Here is a 24,913-nt window from a genome sequence, read left to right as displayed (position 1 = left end):
TATGCCGGTGGGCACCGGCCGGAAGCGCTCGCCCCGGCCGCGTTGTCAGTGCGGGGGGCTACGGTTTCCGCATGGCTGCCCGTACCAAGACCACCAAGGACCGCCCGTCGTACCGCTGCACGGAGTGCGGCTGGCAGACGGCCAAGTGGCTCGGCCGCTGCCCCGAATGCCAGGCGTGGGGCACGGTCGAGGAGTACGGCGCGCCCGCTGTGCGCACGACGGCGCCGGGCCGGGTGAGCACCTCGGCGCTGCCCATCGGCCAGGTCGACGGCCGGCAGGCCACCGCCCGTACCACCGGCGTGCCCGAGCTGGACCGGGTGCTCGGCGGCGGCCTCGTACCCGGCGCGGTCGTCCTGCTCGCGGGCGAGCCGGGCGTCGGCAAGTCCACGCTGCTGCTGGACGTGGCCGCCAAGTCGGCGAGCGCCGAGCACCGCACCCTCTATGTCACCGGCGAGGAGTCGGCGAGCCAGGTCCGGCTGCGCGCCGACCGCATCGGCGCCCTGGACGACCATCTGTACCTGGCCGCGGAGACCGACCTGTCCGCCGTCCTCGGCCACCTGGACGAGGTCAAGCCGTCCCTGCTGGTCCTCGACTCGGTGCAGACGGTCGCCTCGCCCGAGATCGACGGCGCGCCCGGCGGCATGGCACAGGTCCGGGAGGTGGCCGGTGCCCTGATCCGCGCCTCCAAGGAGCGCGGCATGTCCACGCTGCTGGTGGGCCACGTCACGAAGGACGGCGCCATCGCCGGCCCCCGCCTCCTGGAACACCTGGTGGACGTCGTCCTGCACTTCGAGGGCGACCGGCACGCCCGCCTGCGCCTGGTGCGGGGCGTGAAGAACCGGTACGGGGCGACGGACGAGGTCGGCTGCTTCGAACTGCACGACGAGGGCATCACGGGCCTCGCCGACCCCAGCGGCCTGTTCCTGACCCGCCGCGCCGAGCCGGTGCCGGGCACCTGCCTGACCGTCACCCTGGAGGGCCGCCGCCCGCTGGTGGCCGAGGTGCAGGCGCTGACCGTGGACTCGCAGATCCCCTCCCCGCGGCGCACGACGTCCGGTCTGGAGACCTCGCGGGTGTCGATGATGCTCGCCGTCCTGGAGCAGCGCGGCCGGATCAGCGCGCTCGGCAAGCGGGACATCTACTCCGCGACGGTGGGCGGCGTGAAGCTGTCGGAGCCCGCCGCCGACCTCGCCGTCGCGCTCGCGCTCGCCTCCGCCGCCAGCGACACCCCGCTGCCGAAGAACCTGGTGGCGATCGGCGAGGTGGGCCTGGCCGGCGAGGTCAGACGGGTCACGGGGGTGCAGCGCAGGCTCGCCGAGGCGCACCGGCTGGGCTTCACCCACGCCCTCGTACCGTCCGATCCGGGGAGGGTGCCGTCCGGCATGAAGGTGCTGGAGGTCGCCGACATGGGCGAGGCGCTGCGGGTCCTGCCGCGCTCCCGTCGCCGAGAGGCCCCACGGGAGGCGGAGGAGCGCCGGTAGACTTTGCCCTGGTCTCGCCCGTCCGTACGAACCGAGTGCGGGTGCGGGAGCGCGTCAGAACCTGCGACCGGAGGAGTGCAGTGGCAGCCAACGACCGGGCAGCGGCTCCCGGCAAGTCCGGTGGGAGTGCCGGTTCCGAGGGTCTGATGCGCGCCTCGCTGAGCGCCGTGGCGCCGGGCACGCCCCTGCGGGACGGCCTGGAGCGGGTCCTGCGCGGCAACACCGGCGGTCTCATCGTCCTCGGCTCCGACAAGACGGTGGAGGCGATGTGCACGGGCGGGTTCGTGCTGGACGTCGAGTTCACCGCCACCCGGCTGCGCGAGCTGTGCAAGCTGGACGGCGGCATCGTGCTGTCGTCGGACCTGTCGAAGATCCTGCGCGCGGGCGTGCAGCTGGTGCCGGACCCGACGATCCCCACCGAGGAGACGGGCACCCGGCACCGCACGGCGGACCGGGTGAGCAAGCAGGTCGGCTTCCCGGTGGTCTCGGTCTCCCAGTCGATGCGGCTGATCGCCCTGTACGTGGACGGTCAGCGGCGCGTCCTGGAGGACTCGGCGGCGATCCTCTCCCGCGCGAACCAGGCGCTGGCGACCCTGGAGCGGTACAAGCTGCGGCTGGACGAGGTCGCGGGCACGCTGTCGGCGCTGGAGATCGAGGACCTGGTGACGGTCCGGGACGTCTCGGCGGTCGCGCAGCGGCTGGAGATGGTCCGCCGCATCGCCACCGAGATCGCCGAGTACGTGGTCGAGCTGGGCACCGACGGCCGGCTTCTCGCGCTCCAGCTGGAGGAGTTGATCGCGGGCGTGGAGCCGGACCGGGAACTGGTCGTCCGCGACTACGTGCCCGAGCCGACGGCCAAGCGGTCCCGCACCGTCGAGGAGGCGCTGGCCGAGCTGGACGCGCTGACCCACGCGGAGCTGCTGGAACTGGGCACGGTGGCGCGTGCGCTGGGCTACACCGCGTCGCCCGAGTCGCTGGACTCCGCGGTCTCGCCGCGCGGCTTCCGCCTGCTGGCCAAGGTGCCGCGGCTGCCGGGCGCCATCATCGACCGGCTGGTGGAGCACTTCGGGGGCCTGCAGAAGCTGCTGGCCGCGAGCGTGGACGACCTGCAGGCCGTGGACGGCGTGGGCGAGGCGCGGGCGCGCAGCGTACGGGAGGGGCTGTCGCGGCTGGCGGAGTCGTCGATCCTGGAGCGGTACGTCTGAGGTCCGGCGGGGCGCCTGACAGCTCGGGCCCTTGCGTCGTACGGCGGCTGCGGGTGCGCTGCGGCCACTCGGGCCCTTGCGTCGTACGGCGGCTGCGGCCACTCGCGCCCACGCGGCGCGGCCGCGCAGTGTCACGGCCCCGCGCCCCTTCGGGGGTGCCGTCCCGTCAGTCCGCTGACAGGACGAACGACGCCTGGAGCTTGCCGTGACCCGGGGCCTTGGCCTCCAGCAGGTACGTACCGGGCTTCGCCGGGCCGCCGGACGGCGTGCCGCAGTGGGCGGTGCTCGGCTTGCGGTCCCACTTGACGGTGTAGGTGATGCTCTGGCCGGCCGGCACCCGGAAGGCGAGGCTGCCCGGGCCCTTGGGGCAGTCGTCCGAGGACCAGAAGGGGTCGTCGCCGTCCGCCGGGGTGATCGTCAACACCGCGTGTTCCGGACCGAGATCGACCTTGCAGTCCGCCGACGAGCCGTTGCGCGCGGTGAGTTCGAAGGTCGGGGTCTGGTCCGGCGAGTAGGAGTTGCGCACGCTGCGCAGGCTCAACTGCACCGCGGTGGCCGTGCAGTCGGACAGCGCGGTGGAGCCGGGGAGCGCGTCGTCCGCGGCGACGGCGGCACCGGAACCCGCGCCCGGGGCACCGGCCGAGCCGGAGGAGCCGCCGGCGCCGGACGAGCCGCCGGAAGAACCGGCCGACCCGGTCGCACCGCCGGTGCCGGAGCCCCCGGAGGCCGCGCCGCCGCCGGTGTCGCCGCCGCCCGACTCGTCGCGCCCGCCCGGGTGTTGGCTGATCGCGGAGCCGGACGGACTCGGTCCGGGCGTGATGACATGCGTGGGGTTCTTGCCGTCGGACCCGGCGGTGCCCTTCTTTCCGCCCCCGCCGCCGGTGGTGACGATCAGCGTGATCACCAGCGCCAACAGGGCGACCACGGACAGCAGTACGACCCTCCGACGCCAGTAGATGGAGGAGGGAAGCGGCCCGACCGGATTGCGCAGAGATCCCACGCGCAAACTGTACGAGAGATCGCCGCGCTTGCTCGCGTCACCCGCCGCGACGCGGTGAACTTTTCCGGATCATCATTTGGTAACTGCGTTGGACGGCACGGTTCTTCCCCCTTCGCCACGCTCGGTGACCGCGCCCTCACGCACGCGGCCCGGCCACCCGTGGCAGGATCGAAGGGCCATGACTGAGAAGCTCCACGCCCCCGTGATCGCCTGGTTCGACGCCCATGCCCGTGACCTCCCCTGGCGCCGCCCGGAGGCGGGCCCGTGGGGCGTGATGGTCAGCGAGTTCATGCTCCAGCAGACCCCGGTGAGCCGGGTCCTGCCCGTCTACGAGGAATGGCTGGCCCGCTGGCCGCGCCCCGCCGACCTGGCGAAGGAGGCGCCCGGCGAGGCCGTGCGCGCCTGGGGCCGGCTCGGCTACCCGCGCCGCGCCCTGCGGCTGCACGGCGCCGCGGTCGCCATAACGGAGCGGCACGGCGGGGACGTGCCGACGGACCACGCGCAGCTGCTGGCGCTGCCCGGGATCGGCGAGTACACGGCCGCGGCCGTCGCGTCCTTCGCGTACGGGCAGCGGCACGCGGTACTGGACACCAATGTGCGCCGGGTGATCGCGCGGGCGGTGACCGGGGTGCAGTACCCGCCGAACGCGACCACGGCCGCCGAGCGGCGCCTGGCGCGGGAGCTGCTGCCCGAGGACGAGCGGACCGCCGCGCGGTGGGCCGCCGCCTCCATGGAGCTGGGCGCGCTGGTGTGCACGGCGAGGAACGAGGGGTGCGGGCGGTGCCCGATCGCCGCGCAGTGCGCCTGGCGGCTGGCGGGCAAGCCGGAGCACGCGGGGCCGCCGCGGCGCGGGCAGACGTACGCCGGTACGGACCGGCAGGTGCGCGGCAAGCTGCTGGCCGTGCTGCGGGAGGCGCACGCGCCGGTGCCGCAGGCGGTGCTGGACCGGGTGTGGCACGAGCCGGTGCAGCGGGCCCGCGCGCTGGACGGGCTGGTCGCGGACGGCCTGGTGGAGCCGCTGCCCGGCGGTCTGTACCGGCTGCCGCTCGGCTGACGTACAGCCAGATCACAGTCCTGCGGCTTCCGTTACGAAGGAACCGATGCGGCAGATCGCCGCATAAAGGGACGTAATTCCCTTGCGCCATACCCCGGTGCGGCCTCCGTTACACAACCGACGGACAGCCGAGGGCCGGCCGCAGGCTGGTCCGCACAGCCCCGTGACAACCGCTCCGTAGTTTCTTCTCCGTGCCCGGCGGACCACCGGGCACGGGACAGCGGGACCTCCGGCACGAGCCGGGGGCGCGACGGGGAACGGAGGCGGTCGATCATGGCGCAGGGCGAGGTGCTCGAATTCGAGGAGTACGTCCGCACCCGGCAGGACGCGCTGCTGCGCAGCGCCCGCCGGCTGGTCCCGGACCCGGTCGACGCCCAGGACCTGCTGCAGACCGCGCTGGTGCGGACGTACGGCCGCTGGGAGGGCATCGCCGACAAGCGGCTCGCCGACGCCTATCTGCGCCGGGTCATGATCAACACGCGGACCGAGTGGTGGCGGGCGCGCAAGCTGGAGGAGGTCCCGACCGAGCAGCTGCCGGACGCCTCCGTGGACGACGCCACCGAGCAGCACGCCGACCGGGCCCTGCTGATGGACGTCCTGAAGGTCCTCGCACCGAAGCAGCGCAGTGTCGTGGTGCTGCGACACTGGGAGCAGATGTCCACAGAGGAGACGGCCGCGGCCCTCGGCATGTCGGCCGGTACGGTCAAGAGCACGCTGCACCGGGCGCTCGCCCGGCTCCGCGAGGAGCTGGAGGCCCGCGATCTGGACGCACGCGCGCTGGAGCGTGAGGAGCGGGAGCGTTGCGCGGCCTGACCGGGGCCGGATCCGAACGGGTCCGAGGGAGTTCACAGGCGGTGATCGCGGTGGGGGCCGCGCTCGCCGCCCTCGCCCTTTTCCTCGCCGCCTGCGGCAGCGGGGGCACCGGTGCCCGGGACGAGGGCCCGGCGCACGCCTCGGCCGGGGCGGTGGCCGACGCCTCCCCCTCCGCCGGGACCGCCTTCGGCAAGTTCCGGCGGGTGGACGCCGTGGCCCTGCTCGAACGCGACCCCCAGGTGTCGCCGGCGGTCAAGCGGGAGCTGAAGCCGTGCGACGGCGACGACTACCAGGTGGACGTCTCGTACGGAGACCTCACCGACGCCCCGGTGGACGACGTCGTCATCAACGTGATGACCTGCGCGGACTGGGTCGGCATCGGCTCGTACGTCTACCGGGACGTGAACGGCGCGTTCAAGAACGTCTTCAAGAGCGAGGAGCCCCCGGTCTACGCGGAGATCGACGGCGGCACCCTGTCGGTGACCAGGCAGTATTACGAGCAGAACGACCCGATCTCCAGCCCCTCCGGTGACATCGTGACCCCCTACACCTGGAAGGCGGGCCGGTTCGTCCCCGGCAAACCCACCCGCAACGAGTACGGCAATTCCACCGACGCGTCCCCGCAGCCCGTACCGTCCCCCTGACCCCCGCACGCACACCACGAGGACTGAGAACACCGGGATGGCAGACCAGACCCACGTCCTGTTCGTCGAGGACGACGACGTCATCCGCGAGGCCACCCAGCTCGCCCTGGAGCGGGACGGCTTCGCGGTCACCGCGATGCCCGACGGCCTGTCCGGCCTGGAGGCGTTCCGGGCGGACCGGCCGGACATCGCCCTGCTGGACGTCATGGTGCCGGGCCTGGACGGGGTCAGCCTGTGCCGGCGGATCCGGGACGAGTCGACCGTCCCGGTGATCATGCTGTCGGCGCGCGCCGACTCCATCGACGTCGTCCTCGGCCTGGAGGCGGGCGCCGACGACTATGTGACCAAGCCGTTCGACGGCGCCGTGCTGGTCGCCCGGATCCGTGCGGTGCTGCGCCGCTTCGGGCACGCCGGCGGGGAGCGGGCGCAGGAGTCCGGGGCCTCGGCCGCCGGCACGCTGGCCTTCGGGGACCTGGAGATCGACACCGACGGCATGGAGGTACGGCGGGCCGGGCAGCCGGTGGCGCTCACCCCGACCGAGATGCGGCTGCTGCTGGAGTTCTCCTCCGCGCCGGGCACCGTGCTCTCCCGCGACAGGCTGCTGGAACGCGTGTGGGACTACGGCTGGGGCGGGGACACCCGGGTCGTGGACGTGCATGTGCAGCGGCTGCGGCAGAAGATCGGCCAGGACCGGATCGAGACGGTCCGCGGCTTCGGCTACAAGCTGAAGGCCTGAGCGGGCCGGTATGCGGGGGATCTTGCGGCACCCGGTCCGGCGCATGGAGCGCGCGGGACTGCGCACGGGGCTGAGATGGAAGCTGAGCGCGGCGATCGCGCTGGTGGCCGGTCTGGTGGCGGTCGTGCTCAGCCTGGTCGTGCACAACGCGGCCCGGGTCTCGATGCTGGACAACGCGCGCGAGCTGGCCAACGACCGCCTGGTGCTGGCCCAGCGCAACTACGAACTGAACCGGGGGCCGGTCTTCCCCTACGTCAAGGTGGACGACCCCGAGCTGCCGGAGGCGCTGCGCCGGAGCGTCGAGCGGGCCCGGCGGGCCAGTGACGTCTCCGGGCACGGCAAGGACCCGGACATCTGGGCGGCCGTACCGGTCAAGGGCGGCCATGTGCTGTCCGTGCACATGCATCTGCCCGACCGCAGCACCGACATGCTCAAGGACCTGGACCAGGCCCTGGTCATCGGCTCGGTCGCGGTGGTGCTCGGCGGCAGCGCGCTGGGCGTGCTGATCGGCGGCCAGCTGTCGCGCCGGCTGCGCAAGGCCGCCGCGGCGGCGAACCGGGTCGCCAACGGCGAGACCGACGTGCGGGTGCGCGAGGCCATCGGCGGGGTCGTACGGGACGAGACCGACGATCTCGCGCGCGCGGTGGACGCCATGGCGGACGCGCTGCGGCAGCGGCTGGAGGCCGAGCGGCGGGTCACCGCCGACATCGCGCACGAGCTGCGCACCCCGGTGACCGGCCTGCTCACGGCGGCCGAGCTGCTGCCGCCCGGCCGACCCACGGAACTGGTCCTGGACCGCGCGAAGGCGATGCGCACGCTGGTCGAGGACGTGCTCGAGGTGGCCCGGCTGGACAGCGCCTCGGAGCGGGCGGAGCTCCAGGACATCATGCTGGGCGAGTTCGTGGCGCGCCGGGTGGCGGCCAAGGACCCGGACATCGCCGTACGGGTGGTGCACGAGTCGGAGGTCACCACCGATCCGCGGCGCCTGGAGCGGGTCCTCTTCAACCTGCTCGCCAACGCCGCCCGGCACGGCCGCCCGCCGGTCGAGGTCACCGTGGAGGGGCGGGTCATCCGGGTCCGCGACCACGGCCCCGGCTTCCCCGAGGAACTGCTGGCGGAGGGGCCGAGCCGGTTCCGCACCGGCAGCAAGGACCGCGCCGGGCAGGGCCACGGGCTGGGACTGACCATCGCGGCCGGCCAGGCACGGGTGCTCGGCGCCCGGCTGACCTTCCGCAACGTACGCCCCGCCGGCACGCCCGCCGAGCGGCCCGCGGAGGGCGCGGTGGCCGTCCTGTGGCTGCCGGAGCACGCCCCGACCAGCACCGGCAGCTATCCGGTGCTGCCGGTGTCCTGAGGGGAGCGGCGCGGAATACCGTCGGGGGCGGGCGAGTTGGGCACGGTCGCCCCTGTCCGCCCACAGCCGCACGGAGCACCGATGAGCAGCCGCACCTCCTCCCCCGGCCCCGACTCCTCCCGCGCCGCCCCGCTCCGGGGGCGCACCGTGGTGCTGATCGGCGGTGGTTCGGGCATCGGGCTGCGGGTGGCGCACCAGGCCGTGGCGGCGGGTGCCGAGGTGGTGCTGGGCGGACGGACCCCGGCCCGGCTGGCCGCCGCCGCCGAGCGGCTGGGCCCGGCGGCCGTCTGGCGGACCGTGGACATCACCGACAAGGCGTCCCTGGCCGCGTTCTTCGCACCGCTGGAGCGGGTGGACCACCTGTTCACCTCGGCCGCCTCCTACCGGGTCGGCCCCATGCTCGCCCTGAGCGACGAGGACGCCGAGAGCCCGTTCGTCTCCAAGTTCTGGGGCCAGTACCACGCCGTCCGGCACGCCGCGCCCAAGCTGGCCGCCGACGGTTCGGTGGTCCTGATGTCCGGCGCGGCCGGGGCGCGGCCGCCGGCACCCGCGCCCGCGTACGCGGCCTGCAACGCGGCGATCGAGGGGCTGGGGCGCGGTCTGGCGGTCGAGCTGGCGCCGGTCCGGGTCAATGTCGTCTCGCCCGGCACCGTCGACGGGAACCTGTGGGCGGGCCGTCCCGCCGCGGACCGGGAGGCGGCGTTCGCGCAGTACCGCAGGGACACGCTGCTGCACCGGCTCGGCACGGAGGACGAGATCGCACAGGCCGTGGTGTTCCTGTTCGCCAACGGCTTCACGACCGGCTCGACGCTGTATCCCGACGGCGGCTACACCCTGCGCTGACCCGCGCGGCGGCACCGGCCGGCGTCGCCCTCGGAGCAGACACCCCGCAGGAGAGCCGGAAGGAACGGCCGAAGGCCCCGGCGGCGGACACGCGCCGGGGCCTTCGGTCCGGGGAGGCTCAGAGGGCCTCGGCCATCGGCTGCGGCGCCGCGTCGGCGCCGGCGGCCTTCGGCCCGCCCTGCAGCGGCACTTCCTTGACGAACAGGGACGCGATCAGCACCAGCACCGCGATCCCGGCGCCCAGCAGGAACGCGGAGTGCGTTCCCGCGGACACCGCGTGCTGGTAGGCCTCGCGGGCCGCCGCCGGCAGCTTGTTCAGGCTGTCCGCGTCGAGCTGCGCCGACTTCGCGGTGAGCTTCGAGCCCACCGTGCCGGCCCGCTCGGCCATGACGTCCTGGACCCGGTGGTTGAACAGCGCGCCCATGATGGCGACGCCGAAGGAGGAGCCGAGCGTGCGGAAGAGGGTGGCCGAGGAGGAGGCCACGCCCATGTCCTTCAGCTGCACGCTGTTCTGCGCGACCAGCATGGTGATCTGCATCAGGCAGCCCATGCCCGCGCCGACCACGGCCATGAAGACGCCGGAGGTGAGCCGGCTGGTGCCCGTGTCCATGGTCGACAGCAGGTACAGGCCGACGATCATCAGGGCGCCGCCGGCGATCGGGAAGACCTTGTACCGGCCGGTGTTGGTGGTGATCCGTCCGGCGATCATCGACGTCACGAGCATCGCGCCGAGCATCGGCAGGAGCAGCAGGCCGGAGTTGGTCGCGGACGCGCCCTGCACCGCCTGCTGGTACAGCGGCAGGAACAGCGTGGCGCCGAACATCACGAAGCCGGTGATGAAGCCGATGACGGCCATCAGGGTGAAGTTGCGGCTCCTGAAGATGTGCAGCGGCAGCACCGGCTCGGCGGCCTTGGTCTGCCAGAACACGAACCCGATCAGCGCGGCCACGCCGATGCCGGTCAGCTCCATGATCCGCGCGGAGGTCCAGGCGTACTCGGTGCCGCCCCAGGTGGTGACCAGCACGATCGCGGTGATGCCGACGGTCAGCAGGACGACGCCCAGGTAGTCGATGCCCGCCTTGGACCGCTTCCTCGGCAGCTGGAGCACGACGGTGACCAGCGCGAGAGCGACCGCGCCCAGCGGCAGGTTGATGTAGAAGGCCCAGCGCCAGCCCCAGTTGTCGGTGATGGTGCCGCCGACCAGCGGGCCGCCGATCATGGCCAGTGCCATCACGCCGGCCATCATGCCCTGGTACTTGCCCCGCTCCCGGGGCGGCACCAGGTCGCCGATGATCGCCATGACGCCGACCATGAGACCGCCGGCGCCGAGCCCCTGCACGGCCCGGAACCCGATCAGCTGGCCCATGTCCTGCGCCATGCCGCTCAGCGCCGAGCCGATGAGGAAGATCACGATGGAGCTGAGGAAGGCGCCCTTGCGCCCGTACATGTCGCCGATCTTGCCCCAGACCGGGGTGGAGGCCGCAGTGGCCAGGGTGTAGCCGGTGACGACCCAGGAGAGGTGCTCCAGGCCGCCCAGTTCGCCCACGATCGTCGGCATCGCCGTGCCCACGATCATGTTGTCGAGCATCGCGAGCATCATCGCGATCATGAGGGCGAGCAGAACCACTCGCACACTTCTGGGGCGTTTGCCCGCTATGACGCCTTCTACTGTGTCCGCCATCGTTTTTCCGTTTCCCCCAGGGCAGTACTTACTTGCCGCCCGGCTAGTTCTCACTACACTGGAAGGTAGACGCGTTACTAGCCGGGCGTCAAGTAAGTTTCCGCGGGAGCGCGAGGAGTACGAGGATGGGCGGCACCATGGACGGCACCAAGCAGCAGCGCCGCGGCAACACCCGCCAGCGCATCCAGGACGTGGCCCTCGAACTCTTCGCGGACCAGGGCTACGAGAAGACCTCCCTGCGGGAGATCGCCGAGCACCTCGAGGTCACCAAGGCGGCGCTGTACTACCACTTCAAGACGAAGGAAGAGATCATCGTCAGCCTCTTCGAGGACCTGACGAAGCCGATCGAGGACCTGATCGAGTGGGGCCGTCGGCAGCCGGGCACCCTGGAGACCAAAGAGGAGATCATCCGCCGCTACAGCGAGGCGCTGGCGGGCGCGGAACGCCTCTTCCGCTTCATGCAGGAGAACCAGGCGACGGTACGGGAGCTGCGCATCGGCGAGACCTTCCAGGACCGGATGCGCGGACTGCGGGACATCCTCGTCGACCCCGAGGCGGAGCTGGTGGACCAGGTGCGCTCGGTCAGCGCGATGTTCACGCTGCACGCCGGGATGTTCGTGCTCCAGGACGTCGAAGGCGACTCCGAGAAGAGGCGCGCGGCCGTTCTCGAAGTCGCCTTGGACATGATCCGGCAGGCGCACGAACACGCCTGCCGCAAGGGCTAGGAGCAGGTCGGACGGTCAGACCGTCACGCCGTGGGAGCGCAGGAACGCGACCGGGTTGACGGCGGAGCCGTAGTTCGGGGTGGTGCGGATCTCGAAGTGCAGGTGGGGACCGGTGGAGTTGCCGGTGGAGCCGGACAGCGCGATGTGCTGGCCGGTCCGCACGACCTGACCGATCCGCACGTCGATGCGGGACAGGTGCGCGTACTGCGAGTAGGTGCCGTTGCCGTGCTTGATGACGACGGCGTTGCCGTACGCCGGACCGTCGCCGGCGCCGTTGGGGCCGGCCTTGACGACGGTGCCGCCGTGCGCGGCGACGACCTCGGTGCCGGTCGGCACGGCGAAGTCCTGACCGCTGTGCTTGGCGACCCAGTGGCTGCCGGCCTGCATGTAACCGGCGGAGAGCGTGTAGTGCTTCACCGGGTCGACCCAGGACGTGGCGGACGCGGTGGCGGCGCTCGCGACCCCGGTGCCCAGCACGGCCGTGGCGCCGAAACCGGCGGCCAGGACGGCCACGCGGGTGCGGAGCGAGGACGTACGGGCGGAGCGGGACGTGAAGCGTCGGAACATCGTGACCTCGTGAGTTCGGGGACTGGTCGGCCGCCCGGTGCGCGGACGTCCACGAGGACATCCACCGAAGCGGCCATTACTTGGTAACCGAGCACCCCGAAGCCTGACAAAGAGCCTCTCTACGGCACCGAGTAGTAGATGGCTTCCAAAACAGACAATTACCGGCACTCATCCGGTCCGGGAGCCACCCTCCCTGACGTCGGACTTTCCCTCGCCCTCCGCCGCGACTTCCGGGATAAAAGTCCCTTTTATCCGCCTATTTCCATCCACTGAGCGCCTTAGTAGGTGACGTAGGTCCTGTGCGGCACATCACCGGCCGGATAACCCGGCGGGCACGGAATTGTGACCCAGGCCGCTGTCCGCCTACCGCCCGGTAACCCTGTCGTTCCTCCCGCGCCACCCTCGGCCCGGATCATGCCCCTGTCATTCAGGACGCGTACGGACGCGCGTACGGACGTGAGAGGACCCCCACCGATGACCAGACGCCCCTGGGCGCGCCGCAGCTCCGTGACCGCCGTCTCCGTGGCCGCGCTGGCCGCCCTGGCCGTACAGACCGCCCCGGCCGTACAGGCGGCGGACAGCACGCCGGCGGCCTCGGCCCGTCCGGTGGCCGCCGCCGCGAAGGCCGACCGCGCCACCTGGCAGAAGGACTGCCAGGCGGTCATGGACCAGGCCCTGCCGTACCTGAAGCAGCGCATCGCCGCCGCCCGGCCCGGCGAGAGACAGGCGATCGTCCTCGACATCGACAACACCGCCCTGGAGACCGACTTCGGCTTCAGCTACCCCCAGCCCGCCAACCGGCCCGTCCTCGACGCCGCCCGCTACGCCCAGGAGCACGGCGTCTCCCTCTTCTTCGTCACCGCCCGCCCCGGCGTCCTGTACTGGCCCACCGAGTACAACCTCGAACACGACGGCTACGAGGTCTCCGGCCTGCGCGTGCGCGGCCTGACCGACCTCTTCGAGGACGTCGCCGCCTACAAGACCGCCCAGCGCGCCGGCATCGAGAAGGACGGCTACACGATCATCGCCAACATCGGCAACAACCCCACGGACCTGTCCGGCGGCCACGCCGAGAGGGCCTTCAAACTGCCCGACTACGACGGCCAGTTGTCGTAACACCCCGCGTCCCCACTGACTAGGCTCTCTCCATACGCCGTACGCACACGGGGGTGACGGATGGAGCCGGCGGTACTGGGCGGCAAGCTGGTCTCGAGCCTGATCGGCCCGCTGGTGAGGAAACTCTTCGTCCAGGACGGCCCGGGCGCGGCCCTGGTCGACCGGCCGGTACGGCTGTCGGCGCTGGTGTCGTTCCGGGGCGAGAAGCGGACCCTGGGCGAGAAGGAGGTCCACCGGCTGGCCGAGCGGATCGTGGCCCAGGCGGTGGAGTCGCCGGGCGAGCCCCCGTTCCCCGCCGACGAGCAGGCGGCCGTCGCCGACGCACTCGCCCGCCGCCTGCTCGCCCTCGGGGAGCTGGAGATGGAGGACGTGCAGGCCGTACGGCTGGGCAGCACGGAACTCGCCCGGCGGCTGCTGCGCCACGCCCCGCCTCCTGTCGGTCTGTCCACCGACGCCCACGCCTTCCTCGACTCCGCCGCCGAGTGGGCCTGCCTGCACATCCTGGAGTTCTTCACCCGGCGGTCGTCCTTCGTGGCCCGCACCCTGGTGGAGCAGAGCCGCGCCCAGGCGGAGCTGATAGCGAAGGTGGACGAGCTGATCGCCCGCACCCCGCGCCCCGACGCCCGCGACACGGCCTTCGAACGCCGTTACCTGCCCTACCTCGCCGATCGCCACGACCACATCACCATCTACGGCATCGACCTGCGTGACTCCCCCGACCGCTGGCCGCTCGAAGTCGCCTACCTCAGCCTGGAGGCGACCATCCAGGACGAGTGGCCACGCGGCCCGGAATCCGCGGAGCGCCCGCCCGCCACCCCCGGCCGGCTGCCCGCAGAGGAGGCGCTGACCGGCGGCTCCCGCGTCCTCCTGCGCGGGGACGCCGGTTCCGGCAAGACGACGCTGGTGCAGTGGCTGGCGGTCACCGCGGCCCGCGACGCCGGCCGGATCCCCTTCGTCCTCCCGCTGCGCACCCTGGTCCGCACCGGCCCGCTGCCCGCGCCGGACGGCTTCCTGACGGCGGTGAGCTGTCCGCTGACCCCGCCCCAGGGCTGGGCCGAGCGCGTGCTGGCCGCGGGCCGGGGCCTGCTCCTGGTCGACGGCCTGGACGAGATCCCGGCCACCGACCGCCACGGCGTCCGCCACTGGCTGCGCTCCCTGCTCGCGGCCTACCCCGGCAACGCCGTCCTCCTGACCTCCCGCCCGACCGCCGTACGCCCCGACTGGCTGGGCGAGGAGGGCTTCCGGGAACTGACCCTGGCCCCGATGCGCCGTGCCGAGGTGGCCACGTTCGTGCGCCGCTGGCACGAGGCCGCGCGGGCGCCGGAGTACGAACAGCCGCTGCTGGACTCGCTGCGCACCAAGCGCGACCTGGCCCGGCTGGCCACCAACCCGCTGATGTGCGGCCTGATCTGCGCCCTGCACCGGGAACGCCGGGGCTATCTCCCCACCGGCCGCAAGGAGTTGTACGACGCCGCCCTCACCATGCTCCTCGCCCGCCGGGACCGGGAGCGGGGCATGGGCGCCGAACTGGGCGAGGAGGCCCAGCTGGAGCTGCTCCAGCGGCTGGCGTACGCGCTGGTGCTCAGCGGCCGCACGGAGATGGACCTCGATACGGCCGAGGGAATCGTGGAGCGCTGCCTGCCCGCGATCGCGTCGGCGTCCGGGGACGCGGCGACGGTGCTGCGGGCGCTGCTGCTGCGCAGCGGCCTGCTGCGGCAGCCGGCGGAGGGGGTGGCCGACTTCGTCCACCGCACCTTCCAGGACTACCTGGGCGCGCGCTACGCGGTGGCGGAGGGCCATCTCGACGTCCTGGTCAGCCACGCCGACGACACCCAGTGGGAGGACGTCATCCGCATGGCGGTGGCCCAGGCGAGGCCCCGCGAACGGGTCTCGGTCCTGCGCCGGTTGCTGGCCCGTGACACCCCACGCCTGACCCTGCTGGCCCTGGCCTGCCTGGAGCACGCGGCGGCTCTGGACCCGGGCGTCCGGTCGGAGGTCGAGGAGCGGGCGGGCGCGCTGATCCCGCCCCGGACGAAGGAGGACGCGAAGGCCCTGGCGGAGGCGGGCCCGCTGGTCCTGGAACTGCTGCCGGGACCGGAGGGCCTCACGGACGAGGAGGCACACGGAGTCACGGTCACCGCCTCCCTGCTGGGGACGGAGGAGCCGGACGCCGCGCTGGCCGTGCTACGGCGGTTCCGGGACCACCCGGACCTGGATGTGCGGCGGCAACTCGTGGGCACCTGGGGGCGCTTCGACGCCGGTGTCTACGCGGCCGAGGTGCTGGACCACCTGGACCGCACGGACCTCGTCCTGACCTGCGAGTCGGCGGAGCAGCGCGCGACGCTGGCCCGGATGCGTCCGTGGCACCGCCTGCACTTCAGGGGCGAGCACCGGATCGAGGACATCCTCGCCGCGGTACCGGCACCGGAGGCGGTGACGGCCCTCACCCTGTCGGCCGACCCGGAACTGACCGATCTGGGCGCCCTGGCGCCGTTCCGTTCCCTGCGCGCTCTGTCGGTGTACGACTGCCCCGCGGCAGGCGGTGTGGAGGGCCTCGCCGAGTTGCCGCTCGCGCGGTTCGACTGCTCGAACATCGCCGAGGTGAACGGACTGCGTGCCTTGCGGTCGCTCACCAGGCTCTCCGTGAACCAGCGGCTGCCCGGCACCGATCTCCGCCAGGTCCTGCCGGTCGACGCTCCGCTGGAGTTCCTCCACCTTGACGAGTACAGCATCCAGGACACACGGCTGCGCGGGCTCGAGCACTGGACGGATCTGCGCACGCTGAGCCTCGGACTGCTGCCCGCCTACCTGTCGGCCGACGACTGGAGACGGCTCGGCGGCCTGTCCGAACCGGCCCCGCTCCATCTCGACATTCCAGAACTCCCCGGCATCCGGGCGTTGCGCGTCTACTGGGCACTCGGCACGGAGGATCTGTCCACTCTGGCAGCCCGGCTCCCGGGCCTGCGCTCGGTCAGCGTGGCGACCCACCTCGACCTTGCGCTCTCCCACGTCGAGGCCCTCTTCCCGCACGCGCGAGTGGCTCTGCTGCAAGGCTGAAGGGGCCGGCGCCCAAAGGCACCGGCCCCTTCACCCGGCTGAACCGCCGGAGGCCTACGCGTCCTTGCTCAGGTTCGGACCCGCTCCGCCCGCGGCCTGCTCGATCGGCGGGGCGTCCGGCAGAGCCGACTTCTCCTCACCGCGGAAGGTGAACGTGGCGGCGTCGCCCTCGCCCTCGGTGTCCACGACCACGATGTGACCGGGGCGCAGCTCGCCGAAGAGGATCTTCTCCGAGAGCGTGTCCTCGATCTCGCGCTGGATCGTGCGGCGCAGCGGCCGGGCGCCCAGCACCGGGTCGTAACCCTTCTTGGACAGCAGCTCCTTGGCGGACTGGGAGAGCTCGATGCCCATGTCCCGGTCCTTCAGGCGCTCGTCCACCTTGCCGACCATGAGGTCGACGATCCGCAGGATGTCCTCCTGCGTGAGCTGCGGGAAGACGACCACGTCGTCCACGCGGTTGAGGAACTCGGGGCGGAAGTGCTGCTTCAGCTCGTCCGACACCTTGTTCTTCATGCGCTCGTAGTTGGTCTTCGTGTCACCCGCGGCGGCGAAGCCGAGGTTGAAGCCCTTGGAGATGTCCCGGGTGCCGAGGTTGGTCGTCATGATGATGACCGTGTTCTTGAAGTCCACGACCCGGCCCTGGGAGTCGGTCAGGCGGCCGTCCTCCAGGATCTGCAGCAGCGAGTTGAAGATGTCCGGGTGGGCCTTCTCGACCTCGTCGAACAGGACGACCGAGAACGGCTTGCGGCGCACCTTCTCCGTCAGCTGGCCGCCCTCCTCGTAGCCCACGTAGCCGGGGGGCGAACCGAAGAGACGGGAGACCGTGTGCTTCTCGCTGAACTCCGACATGTCGAGGGAGATCAGCGCGTCCTCGTCACCGAAGAGGAACTCGGCGAGCGCCTTGGACAGCTCGGTCTTACCGACACCGGACGGGCCGGCGAAGATGAACGAACCACCCGGACGCTTCGGGTCCTTCAGACCGGCGCGGGTACGGCGGATCGCCTTCGACAGCGCCTTGACGGCGTCGTTCTGGCCGATGACCCGCTTGTGCAGCTCCTCCTCCATGCGGAGCAGGCGGCTGGACTCCTCCTCGGTCAGCTTGAAGACCGGGATGCCGGTGGCCGTGGCGAGGACCTCGGCGATCAGCTCGCCGTCGACCTCGGCGACGACGTCCATGTCGCCGGCCTTCCACTCCTTCTCCCGCTTCGCCTTGGCGGCGAGGAGCTGCTTCTCCTTGTCGCGCAGCGAGGCGGCCTTCTCGAAGTCCTGCGAGTCGATCGCGGACTCCTTGTCCCGGCGGACGCCGGCGATCTTCTCGTCGAACTCGCGCAGGTCCGGCGGAGCGGTCATCCGGCGGATGCGCATCCGCGAGCCGGCCTCGTCGATCAGGTCGATCGCCTTGTCCGGCAGGAAGCGGTCCGAGATGTAGCGGTCGGCCAGGGTGGCCGCCTGGACCAGGGCCTCGTCCGTGATCGAGACGCGGTGGTGCGCCTCGTACCGGTCGCGCAGGCCCTTGAGGATCTCGATCGTGTGCGGCAGGGACGGCTCGGCGACCTGGATGGGCTGGAAGCGGCGCTCGAGGGCCGCGTCCTTCTCCAGGTGCTTGCGGTACTCGTCCAGCGTGGTCGCACCGATGGTCTGGAGTTCGCCGCGGGCCAGCATCGGCTTCAGGATGCTCGCCGCGTCGATGGCGCCCTCGGCGGCTCCCGCACCGACCAGCGTGTGCAGCTCGTCGATGAACAGGATGATGTCGCCGCGGGTGCGGATCTCCTTGAGCACCTTCTTCAGGCGCTCCTCGAAGTCACCGCGGTAGCGGGAGCCGGCGACCAGGGCGCCGAGGTCCAGCGTGTAGAGGTGCTTGTCCTTGAGCGTCTCGGGGACCTCGCCCTTGACGATGGCCTGGGCCAGGCCCTCGACCACGGCGGTCTTGCCGACGCCCGGCTCACCGATCAGGACGGGGTTGTTCTTCGTACGGCGGGACAGCACCTGCATGACCCGCTCGATCTCCTTCTCGCGCCCGATGACCGGGTCGAGCTTGGACTCACGAGCGGCCTGGGTGAGGTTGCGGCCGAACTGGTCCAGGACGAGAGAGGTCGAGGGGGTGCCCTCGGCCGGGCCGCCCGCGGTGGCCGTCTCCTTGCCCTGGTACCCGGAGAGCAGCTGGATGACCTGCTGCCGCACCCGGTTGAGGTCTGCGCCCAGCTTGACCAGGACCTGGGCGGCGACGCCCTCGCCCTCGCGGATCAGGCCGAGCAGGATGTGCTCCGTGCCGATGTAGTTGTGGCCCAGCTGAAGGGCCTCGCGGAGCGACAGCTCCAGGACCTTCTTGGCACGGGGGGTGAAGGGAATGTGGCCGGACGGGGCCTGCTGGCCCTGACCGATGATCTCCTCCACCTGCTGGCGGACCGCCTCAAGCGAAATGCCGAGGCTCTCCAGGGCCTTAGCGGCGACACCTTCGCCCTCGTGGATGAGACCCAGGAGGATGTGCTCGGTGCCGATGTAGTTGTGGTTGAGCATCCGGGCTTCTTCCTGAGCCAGGACGACAACCCGCCGCGCGCGGTCGGTGAACCTCTCGAACATCGTTAATCGCTCCTCAGAGCGGTCAGGCAGTGGGGGGAACTTCCCCTCCCTGTCCTTCCGCAGCTTAGTCCCGCAAGCGGGGACCGCTCATTCCAACTGCCGACACCGTCGATGGCCTCCTGACCGTGTGCGCCGACATCTGCTCCAACCCGATGGTGCGAGACGATGTTCCCGCAGGCCAGGCAGTTACCCCACTCGCCAGTACGCCTTCGGCGAACGTGAGACGGCCTGTTCTGCGTGTCGCCCCCTCCCACTAGGGATGTCTTACCCGCAGGGACTGACACTCCATGCCGCGCGCACCGGTTCCCTCCGCTATGGGCGAACAACCTTGCGTCTCCCCGGACCCCCGCGCGCCTCCTCGACCGGCACGCTGCGCAGCCACTGCGGCACCCAGCGTAACTCGGATGCCGCTGTGCCGGTTGCAGTGGGCATGCCTGGCTCCGCTCCCCTGACACCCGCGCTCCCCCTCCCCCGCCGGCCCGTCACCCCGGGCGCACCGGCGCCCGGCGGCCCGGGCACCGGCCTCGGCCCGGAGGCCGGTGCCCGGCACTGGTACGAGAACGAACTGGGCTGGCCGACCGTGCCCGGACGGCCGCTGCGGCTGGTCACGGGGGTGCGGTTCGACGTGCTGGAGGTGCCGGCCGAGGCGGGCGCGCGGGCGCTGCGGCATCTCGCGCCGGGCTCCCCGGTGATCCTCCGGGGCGACCGCATGGAGCTGCTGCTGGCCCCGGGCAGCGCGGAGGAGCTGCCGGGACTGCTGGAGTGGCTGGAGTGGGCCCCCGTGACCCTGGACCTGCGGGCCCTGGGACCGGGCGGCACGCTGGCGGCCCCGGCGCCGGCCGGCCCCGCGGGGACCGGGTCCCGGCGGGCGGTGTCAGCGCAGGGGGCCGCTGTGTGGCTGCGGCCCCCCGGACCGGGACGCGAGGACGTCGAGGCCTCGCTGCCGGCCATGCCGGGCCTGCCGGGTACGGCGGCCGGGCCGGCCGTGGGACGCGTGCGGGGCGCCCCCGATCTCGTACGGCTGGTGGACACGGTGGCAGCGCACTGTCACCGGGTCCGGTTGCGGCGCGGGTGCGCCGGGCGTCCCGCCGGCCGGCGGGATCAGCCGTTGGCCTTCTCGTAGGCCTCACGGATCGACGCGGGAACGCGGCCCCGGTCGTTGACCTCGTAACCGTTCTCCTTCGCCCAGGCGCGGATGGCCGCGGTGTCCTGGTTGCCGCCGGAAGCGGCACGCGCCTTTCCACGCCCGCCGGAAGCACGGCCACCGGTACGGCGTCCGCCCTTCACATAGGGCTCGAGAAGGCCGCGCAGCTTGTCCGCGTTGGCGGTCGTGAGGTCGATCTCGTACGTCTTGCCGTCCAGCGCGAACGTCACGGTCTCGTCCGCCTCGCCGCCGTCGAGGTCGTCGACAAGAAGGACCTGAACCTTCTGTGCCACCGCATTTCCTTTCATCGATAACGTTGAGGACCAGCGGGTGTGCGGCGTCCGCCGTTTCGCCGCCCCTGTTATATGCAGTACTGCAGTACGTCGGAAAGCAAACCGCTTTTGCCGGAAAAACACAAACCCTCGGGAGCGACTCGGCACCCGGACCCGGTCCGGAAACATGCGCGTTTCGGACATAGGGCACCAGGGCAATGACGATCACAGATGCAGAAGCATCCGGCTGTTGCCCAAGGTGTTCGGCTTCACTCGTTCGAGACCGAGGAACTCCGCGACGCCCTCGTCATAGGAACGCAACAGCTCCGCGTACACATCGGTGTCGACCGGCGTCTCGCCGATCTCCACGAAGCCGTGCTTCCCGAAGAAGTCCACTTCGAAGGTCAGGCAGAAAACGCGGCGAACGCCGAGCCAGCGCGCGGTCTGCAGCAACTTCTCCAGCAACTGATGCCCCACGCCGGCGCCCTTGAGGCCGGGCTTCACCGCCAGAGTGCGCACTTCCGCCAGGTCCTCCCACATGACGTGCAGCGCCCCGCAGCCGATCACCTCGGCGTTGTCGTCGCGTTCGGCGACCCAGAACTCCTGGATGTCCTCGTAAAGCGTGACGGGCGCTTTGTCGAGCAGGATGCGGTCGCGGACGTAGGCGTCGAGGAGGCGGCGCACGGCCGGGACATCGCTGGTCCGGGCCCGCCGGACGGTGATGGCTTTTGCGGGGACTTCGGGACGCTCTGCTGACATGAGCGGACGCTATCGCCCGTCGGCGTCCTTCGCCGAGCCGGGGTTCTCCTCTTGCCGGGCTTCGGGGGCTTCCTGTTGCCGGGCTTCGGGGGCTTCCCGGGTTTCTTCCGGCCCCTGGACGATGCGTACGGCGTCCCTGAGGGCCTGGCGCTGTTCCTCGCTCATCATGCCGAAGAAGGCGACGAGAGCGGCGGCCGGGTTGTCACTCTGGGACCAGGCGTCGTTCATCAGGGCGGCGGCGTACGCGGCGCGTGTCGACACGGCCTCATATCGATAGGCCCGGCCTTCCGCCTCACGGCGGACCCAGCCCTTCTGATGGAGATTGTCCAAAACGGTCATCACGGTGGTGTACGCGATCGAGCGTTCCTGCTGGAGGTCTTCCAGGACTTCTCGAACGGTCACCGGGCGGTTCCACTTCCACACCCGCGTCATGACCGCGTCTTCGAGTTCTCCCAATGGGCGAGGCACAGCTCAGACAATAGTGGGAGATCCGGTCAAACGCGTGCCGGACGTGCGCTATGCCTGCAAACCCGATCAAAAAGGGCGCGGACTCCGGAAACGAAGGTCCGGTGGGGAGGGTGAGCCGGCCGAGGGCACACGAACGAAACCGGCGGCAGGGCTCGCCGCGTCACGAAGGCCCCTGCCGGGGCGGGGAATCCGGGGATCCAGCCGTCCGGGGCCCGCGCTCAGGCGTCGGCGGCGGGGCGCTGGGGCGCGCCGTCCATGCGGGCGAGCGCGGCGTCGACGGCCGCGTCCTCCTTGGCCTTGGCGGCCCCGCCCTGGGTCTTCACGATCACCCTGACCACACCGATGAAGAACGCGGCCATGACGACCGGGGGCACGAGCGCGGAGACGTAGTCCATGCATCCAGAGTAGCCACGGGAACCCGGACGAAAGGCCCGGGGTACACGAACCGCCGACACGCCCACCCGGCCGACAGCACCGCGACAGCGCACAGGCAGCGCCGGGCCTTCCGCCCCCCGCGGCCGACCACCCCGCAGCCACCGACGACACACGGTCGCCGACAGGACCCCGGCACCCGGCCACAAACCCGCACGAGCAATGCAGACGGAGGTCACCCGCCCTCCGGTCCGCAGCCGCCGACGACGACCGGCCCCTCGACGGGGCCACTCGCGCCCGACAACGGGACCCGTACGGGTGGTGCGGGTGGGGAACTCACCCCTCACCGACCCGCAGCCGCCGACGGCGAACCCCGGCAGGGCCGCCCGCACGCCGGCCACGAAACCCGCGCGGACGGTGCCGGCCGGAAACGGGTCCGGCCGGAGGCCGGTCAGACCGCGGCCAGTTCCTGCGGAGCAGCCGGCGGCTTCGGCTTGCGGCGCGGGAAGACCTCGCCCGGCGTGGGAATGGGCCGCTTCGGCGTCCCCGGGGCCGAGCCGGGCCGCTCCGCCGGAGGTGCGGGCTTCTCCGTGGGCGCTCCGCCCGTCCCGTCGTCCCGCCGTGACCCGGACTCCCCCGCCCCGCCCGGGAGGGCCAGCAGACGGGTCCGCGCGGGCGGCACCGCGGGGGCCGGCACCCTGCGCGCACCCTGTGCGAACCGTGCCCGTACGTCCTGTTCGGCCAGCGCCCGGCAGCGCTCCAGCAGCGCCGCGGCCACCCGGTTCCCGCTCAGCGCGCGGAGTGCGGCGAGATCGTCCGGTGCGGGGCGGTGCCCGGCTCCGAGGGCCTCCTCCAGCAGGGTGAGGTAACCGGCGGCCGTACCCGGCAGAGCGGCCCGGTAGCGGCCCAGGTCGGCCACCAGGAAGGCGCGGAGTCTGGCACCCTCGCTCAGCGCCTCGTCCAGCGACTCGGCGAGCCGGAGGCAGTCCTGCACGTCCTCGGCGGAGGCGTGGCCGGGGTGGAGGGCGAGGGCGAGGGCACGGCGGAGCACACGCAGCTCCTCCGCGCCGAACGCCATGCCGCCGCGGGATCCGTATGGCGTGGGCATGCGGCGACGCTATCGCTAATCGGACAAAAGCGTCAGATCAGGATGTTTTTCCGTCGCGTGTCGTTCCCCGGTTCCCTCGTCCGGGGCCACCGGGGAGGCCTGGCGAGGCCCCGGGGAAGGCCGGCGCCCGCGCGGGCGCCGGCGCCGCCTCACAGCCGGGACACGTTCCGTTCGTAGACCAGGCGCAGCCCGATCAGCGTCAGCCACGGCTGGTGCTCGTCGATCACCGAGGACTCGCCCAGCACCATCGGCGCGAGCCCGCCCGTGGCGATCACCGTCACGTCGTCCGGGTCGTCGGCCAGCTCCCGGGCCATCCGGTCCACCACCCCGTCGACCTGGCCGGCGAACCCGTAGACGATGCCCGCCTGCATGGCCTCGACCGTGTTCTTGCCGATCACGCTGCGCGGCCGGGCCACCTCGATCTTCCGCAGCTGCGCGCCCTTGACGCCCAGCGCCTCCACGGAGATCTCGATGCCGGGCGCGATCACCCCGCCGATGTACTCCCCGCGCGCGGAGACCGCGTCGAACGTGGTCGCCGTGCCGAAGTCGACGACGATCGCCGGGCCGCCGTACAGCTCGACGGCCGCGACCGCGTTGATGATCCGGTCGGCGCCGACCTCCTTCGGGTTGTCGGTGAGGATCGGCACGCCCGTCTTCACGCCCGGCTCGACCAGGACGGCGGGTACGTCGCCGTAGTACCGCCGGGTGACCTCGCGCAGCTCGTGCAGCACCGACGGCACGGTGGCGCAGATCGCGATGCCGTCGATGCCGTCGCCCAGTTCCTCGCCGAGCAGCGGGTGCATGCCCATCAGGCCCTGCAGCAGCACCGCCAGCTCGTCCGCCGTGCGGCGCGCGTCCGTGGAGATGCGCCAGTGCTCGACGATGTCCTCGCCGTCGAACAGGCCGAGGACGGTGTGCGTGTTGCCGACGTCGATGGTGAGCAGCATGGCGTCACTCCGCTTCGCGCAGATCCAGGCCGATGTCCAGGATCGGCGAGGAGTGGGTGAGCGCGCCGACGGCCAGGAAGTCCACGCCCGTGTCGGCGTACGCGCGCGCGTTCGCGAGCGTCAGCCGGCCGGAGGCCTCCAGCAGCGCCCGGCCGCCGACGATGCCGACGGCCTCCGCGCACTCGCCGGGCGTGAAGTTGTCCAGCAGGATCAGGTCGGCGCCCGCGTCCACCACTTCGCGCAGCTGGTGCAGGGTGTCGACCTCGACCTCGATCGGCACGTCCGGGAAGGTCTCCCGTACGGCCTTGAAGGCCTGCGCGACACCGCCGGCGGCGACCACGTGGTTGTCCTTCACCAGGGCCGCGTCGGACAGCGACATGCGGTGGTTGACGCCGCCGCCGCAGCGGACCGCGAACTTCTCCAGCGCGCGCAGCCCCGGGGTCGTCTTCCGGGTGTCGCGCACGCGCGCCTTCGTGCCCTCCAGCGCGTCCGCCCACGCGCGCGTGGCGGTCGCGATGCCGGACAGCCGGCACAGCAGGTTCAGGGCGCTGCGCTCGGCGGTGAGCAGGTCGCGGGTGCGGGTGGTGACCGACAGCAGCTTCTGCCCGGCCTCGACCCGGTCGCCGTCCTCCACGTGCCGTTCGACCTCGAACTCGTCCGTGCAGACCACGGAGAGCACGGCCTCGGCGACCCGCAGGCCGGCCACGACGCCCGCCTCGCGCGCGGTGAGGTCGCCGGTGGCCACCGCATCCTCGGGGATGGTCGAGACCGTGGTCACGTCCACGCCGCCGTCCAGGTCCTCCTGGATGGCGACGGTGGCGATGTCCTCGACCTCGACGGGGTCGAGCCCGGCGGCGGCCAGCAGCTCGGCGAGCGCGGGGTCCAGCCCGCACTCCAGGTACTCCTCGTCGCCCTCGGCGCCGCAGCCGCAGCCGTCGCCGCAGCCGCCGGTCGGGACGAGAGGAAGGTCGTCGGTGCTCACGTCTG

23 protein-coding genes are annotated in these 24,913 nt (G+C 72.0%); 12 read left to right on the top strand and 11 right to left on the bottom strand.

The genetic code is table 11. The features are described from left to right. Positions 1-71 precede the first annotated feature (71 nt). The gene (gene radA / locus AB0E62_RS29930) at positions 72-1,481 is read left to right on the top strand and encodes a DNA repair protein RadA (RefSeq protein ID WP_362200593.1); all 1,410 of its coding nucleotides are present in this window, start codon (positions 72-74) and stop codon (positions 1,479-1,481) included. Between the two features lie 80 nt (positions 1,482-1,561). Then, the gene (disA, locus tag AB0E62_RS29925) at positions 1,562-2,686 is read left to right on the top strand and encodes a DNA integrity scanning diadenylate cyclase DisA (protein ID WP_362200590.1); all 1,125 of its coding nucleotides are present in this window, start codon (positions 1,562-1,564) and stop codon (positions 2,684-2,686) included. Positions 2,687-2,852: 166 nt separating this feature from the next. On the opposite strand, the gene AB0E62_RS29920 is transcribed toward disA, so the two are convergent. After that, a complete protein-coding gene (locus AB0E62_RS29920; protein WP_362200587.1) occupies positions 2,853-3,686 on the bottom strand; it encodes a hypothetical protein in 834 nt (277 codons plus the stop codon). A gap of 178 nt (positions 3,687-3,864) precedes the next feature. Between AB0E62_RS29920 and AB0E62_RS29915 the strand changes: the two genes are divergently transcribed. The 6 genes from AB0E62_RS29915 to AB0E62_RS29890 all read left to right on the top strand — a co-directional run bounded on the left by AB0E62_RS29915 (position 3,865) and on the right by AB0E62_RS29890 (position 9,130). Continuing rightward, positions 3,865-4,740, top strand: a complete 876-nt coding sequence (locus tag AB0E62_RS29915; RefSeq protein WP_362200584.1) for an A/G-specific adenine glycosylase — start codon at positions 3,865-3,867, stop codon at positions 4,738-4,740. 273 nt (positions 4,741-5,013) lie between these two features. Continuing rightward, a complete protein-coding gene (locus tag AB0E62_RS29910; protein ID WP_030606104.1) occupies positions 5,014-5,553 on the top strand; it encodes a SigE family RNA polymerase sigma factor in 540 nt (179 codons plus the stop codon). Positions 5,554-5,594: 41 nt separating this feature from the next. Continuing rightward, positions 5,595-6,197: a hypothetical protein gene (locus AB0E62_RS29905; protein WP_362200581.1), complete on the top strand. Its 603-nt coding sequence runs from the start codon at positions 5,595-5,597 to the stop codon at positions 6,195-6,197. A 37-nt stretch (positions 6,198-6,234) separates the two neighbouring features. Then, positions 6,235-6,933, top strand: coding sequence for a two-component system response regulator CseB (gene cseB, locus AB0E62_RS29900; protein WP_362200578.1), 699 nt, complete (start codon positions 6,235-6,237; stop codon positions 6,931-6,933). A gap of 10 nt (positions 6,934-6,943) precedes the next feature. Continuing rightward, entirely contained in the window at positions 6,944-8,287 is a 1,344-nt protein-coding gene (cseC, locus tag AB0E62_RS29895; RefSeq protein WP_362200575.1) for a two-component system sensor histidine kinase CseC, read from the top strand. Between the two features lie 81 nt (positions 8,288-8,368). Continuing rightward, positions 8,369-9,130, top strand: a complete 762-nt coding sequence (locus tag AB0E62_RS29890) for an SDR family oxidoreductase (protein ID WP_362200572.1) — start codon at positions 8,369-8,371, stop codon at positions 9,128-9,130. 118 nt (positions 9,131-9,248) lie between these two features. Here the strand turns inward: AB0E62_RS29890 and AB0E62_RS29885 are convergent, their stop codons facing one another. Next, on the bottom strand, positions 9,249-10,811 hold the full coding sequence (locus AB0E62_RS29885; RefSeq protein WP_362200569.1) for an MDR family MFS transporter: 1,563 nt from the start codon (positions 10,809-10,811) through the stop codon (positions 9,249-9,251). Between the two features lie 125 nt (positions 10,812-10,936). On the opposite strand from AB0E62_RS29885, the gene AB0E62_RS29880 reads away from it, so the two are divergent. Further along, a complete protein-coding gene (locus AB0E62_RS29880; protein WP_362200566.1) occupies positions 10,937-11,536 on the top strand; it encodes a helix-turn-helix domain-containing protein in 600 nt (199 codons plus the stop codon). A 15-nt stretch (positions 11,537-11,551) separates the two neighbouring features. Here the strand turns inward: AB0E62_RS29880 and AB0E62_RS29875 are convergent, their stop codons facing one another. Next, positions 11,552-12,103, bottom strand: coding sequence for a M23 family metallopeptidase (locus AB0E62_RS29875; RefSeq protein WP_362200563.1), 552 nt, complete (start codon positions 12,101-12,103; stop codon positions 11,552-11,554). A 474-nt stretch (positions 12,104-12,577) separates the two neighbouring features. Here AB0E62_RS29875 and AB0E62_RS29870 point away from each other — a divergent pair, with 474 nt between their 5' ends. Beyond that, on the top strand, positions 12,578-13,219 hold the full coding sequence (locus tag AB0E62_RS29870; protein WP_362200560.1) for an HAD family acid phosphatase: 642 nt from the start codon (positions 12,578-12,580) through the stop codon (positions 13,217-13,219). Between the two features lie 60 nt (positions 13,220-13,279). After that, positions 13,280-16,276 (top strand): NACHT domain-containing protein, encoded by a 2,997-nt coding sequence (locus AB0E62_RS29865; RefSeq protein ID WP_362200557.1) that lies wholly within the window; start codon positions 13,280-13,282, stop codon positions 16,274-16,276. A 54-nt stretch (positions 16,277-16,330) separates the two neighbouring features. On the opposite strand, the gene AB0E62_RS29860 is transcribed toward AB0E62_RS29865, so the two are convergent. Then, positions 16,331-18,856 (bottom strand): ATP-dependent Clp protease ATP-binding subunit, encoded by a 2,526-nt coding sequence (locus AB0E62_RS29860; protein WP_318202086.1) that lies wholly within the window; start codon positions 18,854-18,856, stop codon positions 16,331-16,333. Positions 18,857-19,286: 430 nt separating this feature from the next. Here AB0E62_RS29860 and AB0E62_RS29855 point away from each other — a divergent pair, with 430 nt between their 5' ends. After that, a complete protein-coding gene (locus AB0E62_RS29855) occupies positions 19,287-19,979 on the top strand; it encodes an SCO3374 family protein (protein WP_362200554.1) in 693 nt (230 codons plus the stop codon). Here the strand turns inward: AB0E62_RS29855 and AB0E62_RS29850 are convergent. The 7 genes from AB0E62_RS29850 to nadC all read right to left on the bottom strand — a co-directional run bounded on the left by AB0E62_RS29850 (position 19,958) and on the right by nadC (position 24,908). Beyond that, positions 19,958-20,293, bottom strand: a complete 336-nt coding sequence (locus tag AB0E62_RS29850) for an Lsr2 family protein (RefSeq protein ID WP_030606126.1) — start codon at positions 20,291-20,293, stop codon at positions 19,958-19,960. The two genes, AB0E62_RS29855 and AB0E62_RS29850, sit on opposite strands and share 22 nt — an antisense overlap. Positions 20,294-20,497: 204 nt before the next feature. Then, positions 20,498-21,031 carry an amino-acid N-acetyltransferase gene (locus AB0E62_RS29845; RefSeq protein WP_362200551.1) on the bottom strand — a complete coding sequence of 178 codons (534 nt, stop codon included), beginning with the start codon at positions 21,029-21,031 and terminating at the stop codon, positions 20,498-20,500. A gap of 9 nt (positions 21,032-21,040) precedes the next feature. Further along, entirely contained in the window at positions 21,041-21,499 is a 459-nt protein-coding gene (locus AB0E62_RS29840) for a BlaI/MecI/CopY family transcriptional regulator (RefSeq protein WP_362200548.1), read from the bottom strand. Positions 21,500-21,717: 218 nt separating this feature from the next. Then, complete coding sequence (locus AB0E62_RS29835) at positions 21,718-21,894, bottom strand: hypothetical protein (protein WP_362200545.1); 177 nt, start codon at positions 21,892-21,894, stop codon at positions 21,718-21,720. A 428-nt stretch (positions 21,895-22,322) separates the two neighbouring features. Then, positions 22,323-22,949, bottom strand: coding sequence for a hypothetical protein (locus AB0E62_RS29830; protein ID WP_362200644.1), 627 nt, complete (start codon positions 22,947-22,949; stop codon positions 22,323-22,325). 179 nt (positions 22,950-23,128) lie between these two features. Beyond that, positions 23,129-23,926 carry a type III pantothenate kinase gene (locus AB0E62_RS29825; RefSeq protein ID WP_362200543.1) on the bottom strand — a complete coding sequence of 266 codons (798 nt, stop codon included), beginning with the start codon at positions 23,924-23,926 and terminating at the stop codon, positions 23,129-23,131. A 4-nt stretch (positions 23,927-23,930) separates the two neighbouring features. Beyond that, positions 23,931-24,908, bottom strand: coding sequence for a carboxylating nicotinate-nucleotide diphosphorylase (nadC, locus tag AB0E62_RS29820; RefSeq protein ID WP_362200540.1), 978 nt, complete (start codon positions 24,906-24,908; stop codon positions 23,931-23,933). Positions 24,909-24,913: the final 5 nt, after the last annotated feature.

The organism is Streptomyces sp. NPDC038707, assembly GCF_040636485.1.
Lineage (GTDB): Bacteria > Actinomycetota > Actinomycetes > Streptomycetales > Streptomycetaceae > Streptomyces.
The sequence above is the reverse complement of the archived record's forward strand: the minus strand, read 5'-3'. Positions and strand labels throughout refer to the sequence as shown.

What these genes read in the sequence shown, in the direction of transcription:
- cseC (WP_362200575.1), top strand. Translation starts at nt 6,944, where the DNA reads ATGCGGGGGATCTTGCGGCACCCGGTCCGGCGCATGGAGCGCGCGGGA.
- AB0E62_RS29830 (WP_362200644.1), bottom strand. Translation starts at nt 22,949, where the DNA reads ATGGCGTTCGGCGCGGAGGAGCTGCGTGTGCTCCGCCGTGCCCTCGCC.
- AB0E62_RS29865 (WP_362200557.1), top strand. Translation starts at nt 13,280, where the DNA reads ATGGAGCCGGCGGTACTGGGCGGCAAGCTGGTCTCGAGCCTGATCGGC.
- AB0E62_RS29855 (WP_362200554.1), top strand. Translation starts at nt 19,287, where the DNA reads ATGCCTGGCTCCGCTCCCCTGACACCCGCGCTCCCCCTCCCCCGCCGG.
- AB0E62_RS29845 (WP_362200551.1), bottom strand. Translation starts at nt 21,031, where the DNA reads ATGTCAGCAGAGCGTCCCGAAGTCCCCGCAAAAGCCATCACCGTCCGG.
- AB0E62_RS29915 (WP_362200584.1), top strand. Translation starts at nt 3,865, where the DNA reads ATGACTGAGAAGCTCCACGCCCCCGTGATCGCCTGGTTCGACGCCCAT.
- AB0E62_RS29880 (WP_362200566.1), top strand. Translation starts at nt 10,937, where the DNA reads ATGGGCGGCACCATGGACGGCACCAAGCAGCAGCGCCGCGGCAACACC.
- radA (WP_362200593.1), top strand. Translation starts at nt 72, where the DNA reads ATGGCTGCCCGTACCAAGACCACCAAGGACCGCCCGTCGTACCGCTGC.
- AB0E62_RS29875 (WP_362200563.1), bottom strand. Translation starts at nt 12,103, where the DNA reads ATGTTCCGACGCTTCACGTCCCGCTCCGCCCGTACGTCCTCGCTCCGC.
- AB0E62_RS29910 (WP_030606104.1), top strand. Translation starts at nt 5,014, where the DNA reads ATGGCGCAGGGCGAGGTGCTCGAATTCGAGGAGTACGTCCGCACCCGG.
- AB0E62_RS29885 (WP_362200569.1), bottom strand. Translation starts at nt 10,811, where the DNA reads ATGGCGGACACAGTAGAAGGCGTCATAGCGGGCAAACGCCCCAGAAGT.
- AB0E62_RS29860 (WP_318202086.1), bottom strand. Translation starts at nt 18,856, where the DNA reads ATGTTCGAGAGGTTCACCGACCGCGCGCGGCGGGTTGTCGTCCTGGCT.
- AB0E62_RS29890 (WP_362200572.1), top strand. Translation starts at nt 8,369, where the DNA reads ATGAGCAGCCGCACCTCCTCCCCCGGCCCCGACTCCTCCCGCGCCGCC.
- AB0E62_RS29870 (WP_362200560.1), top strand. Translation starts at nt 12,578, where the DNA reads ATGACCAGACGCCCCTGGGCGCGCCGCAGCTCCGTGACCGCCGTCTCC.
- cseB (WP_362200578.1), top strand. Translation starts at nt 6,235, where the DNA reads ATGGCAGACCAGACCCACGTCCTGTTCGTCGAGGACGACGACGTCATC.
- AB0E62_RS29825 (WP_362200543.1), bottom strand. Translation starts at nt 23,926, where the DNA reads ATGCTGCTCACCATCGACGTCGGCAACACGCACACCGTCCTCGGCCTG.
- AB0E62_RS29835 (WP_362200545.1), bottom strand. Translation starts at nt 21,894, where the DNA reads ATGGACTACGTCTCCGCGCTCGTGCCCCCGGTCGTCATGGCCGCGTTC.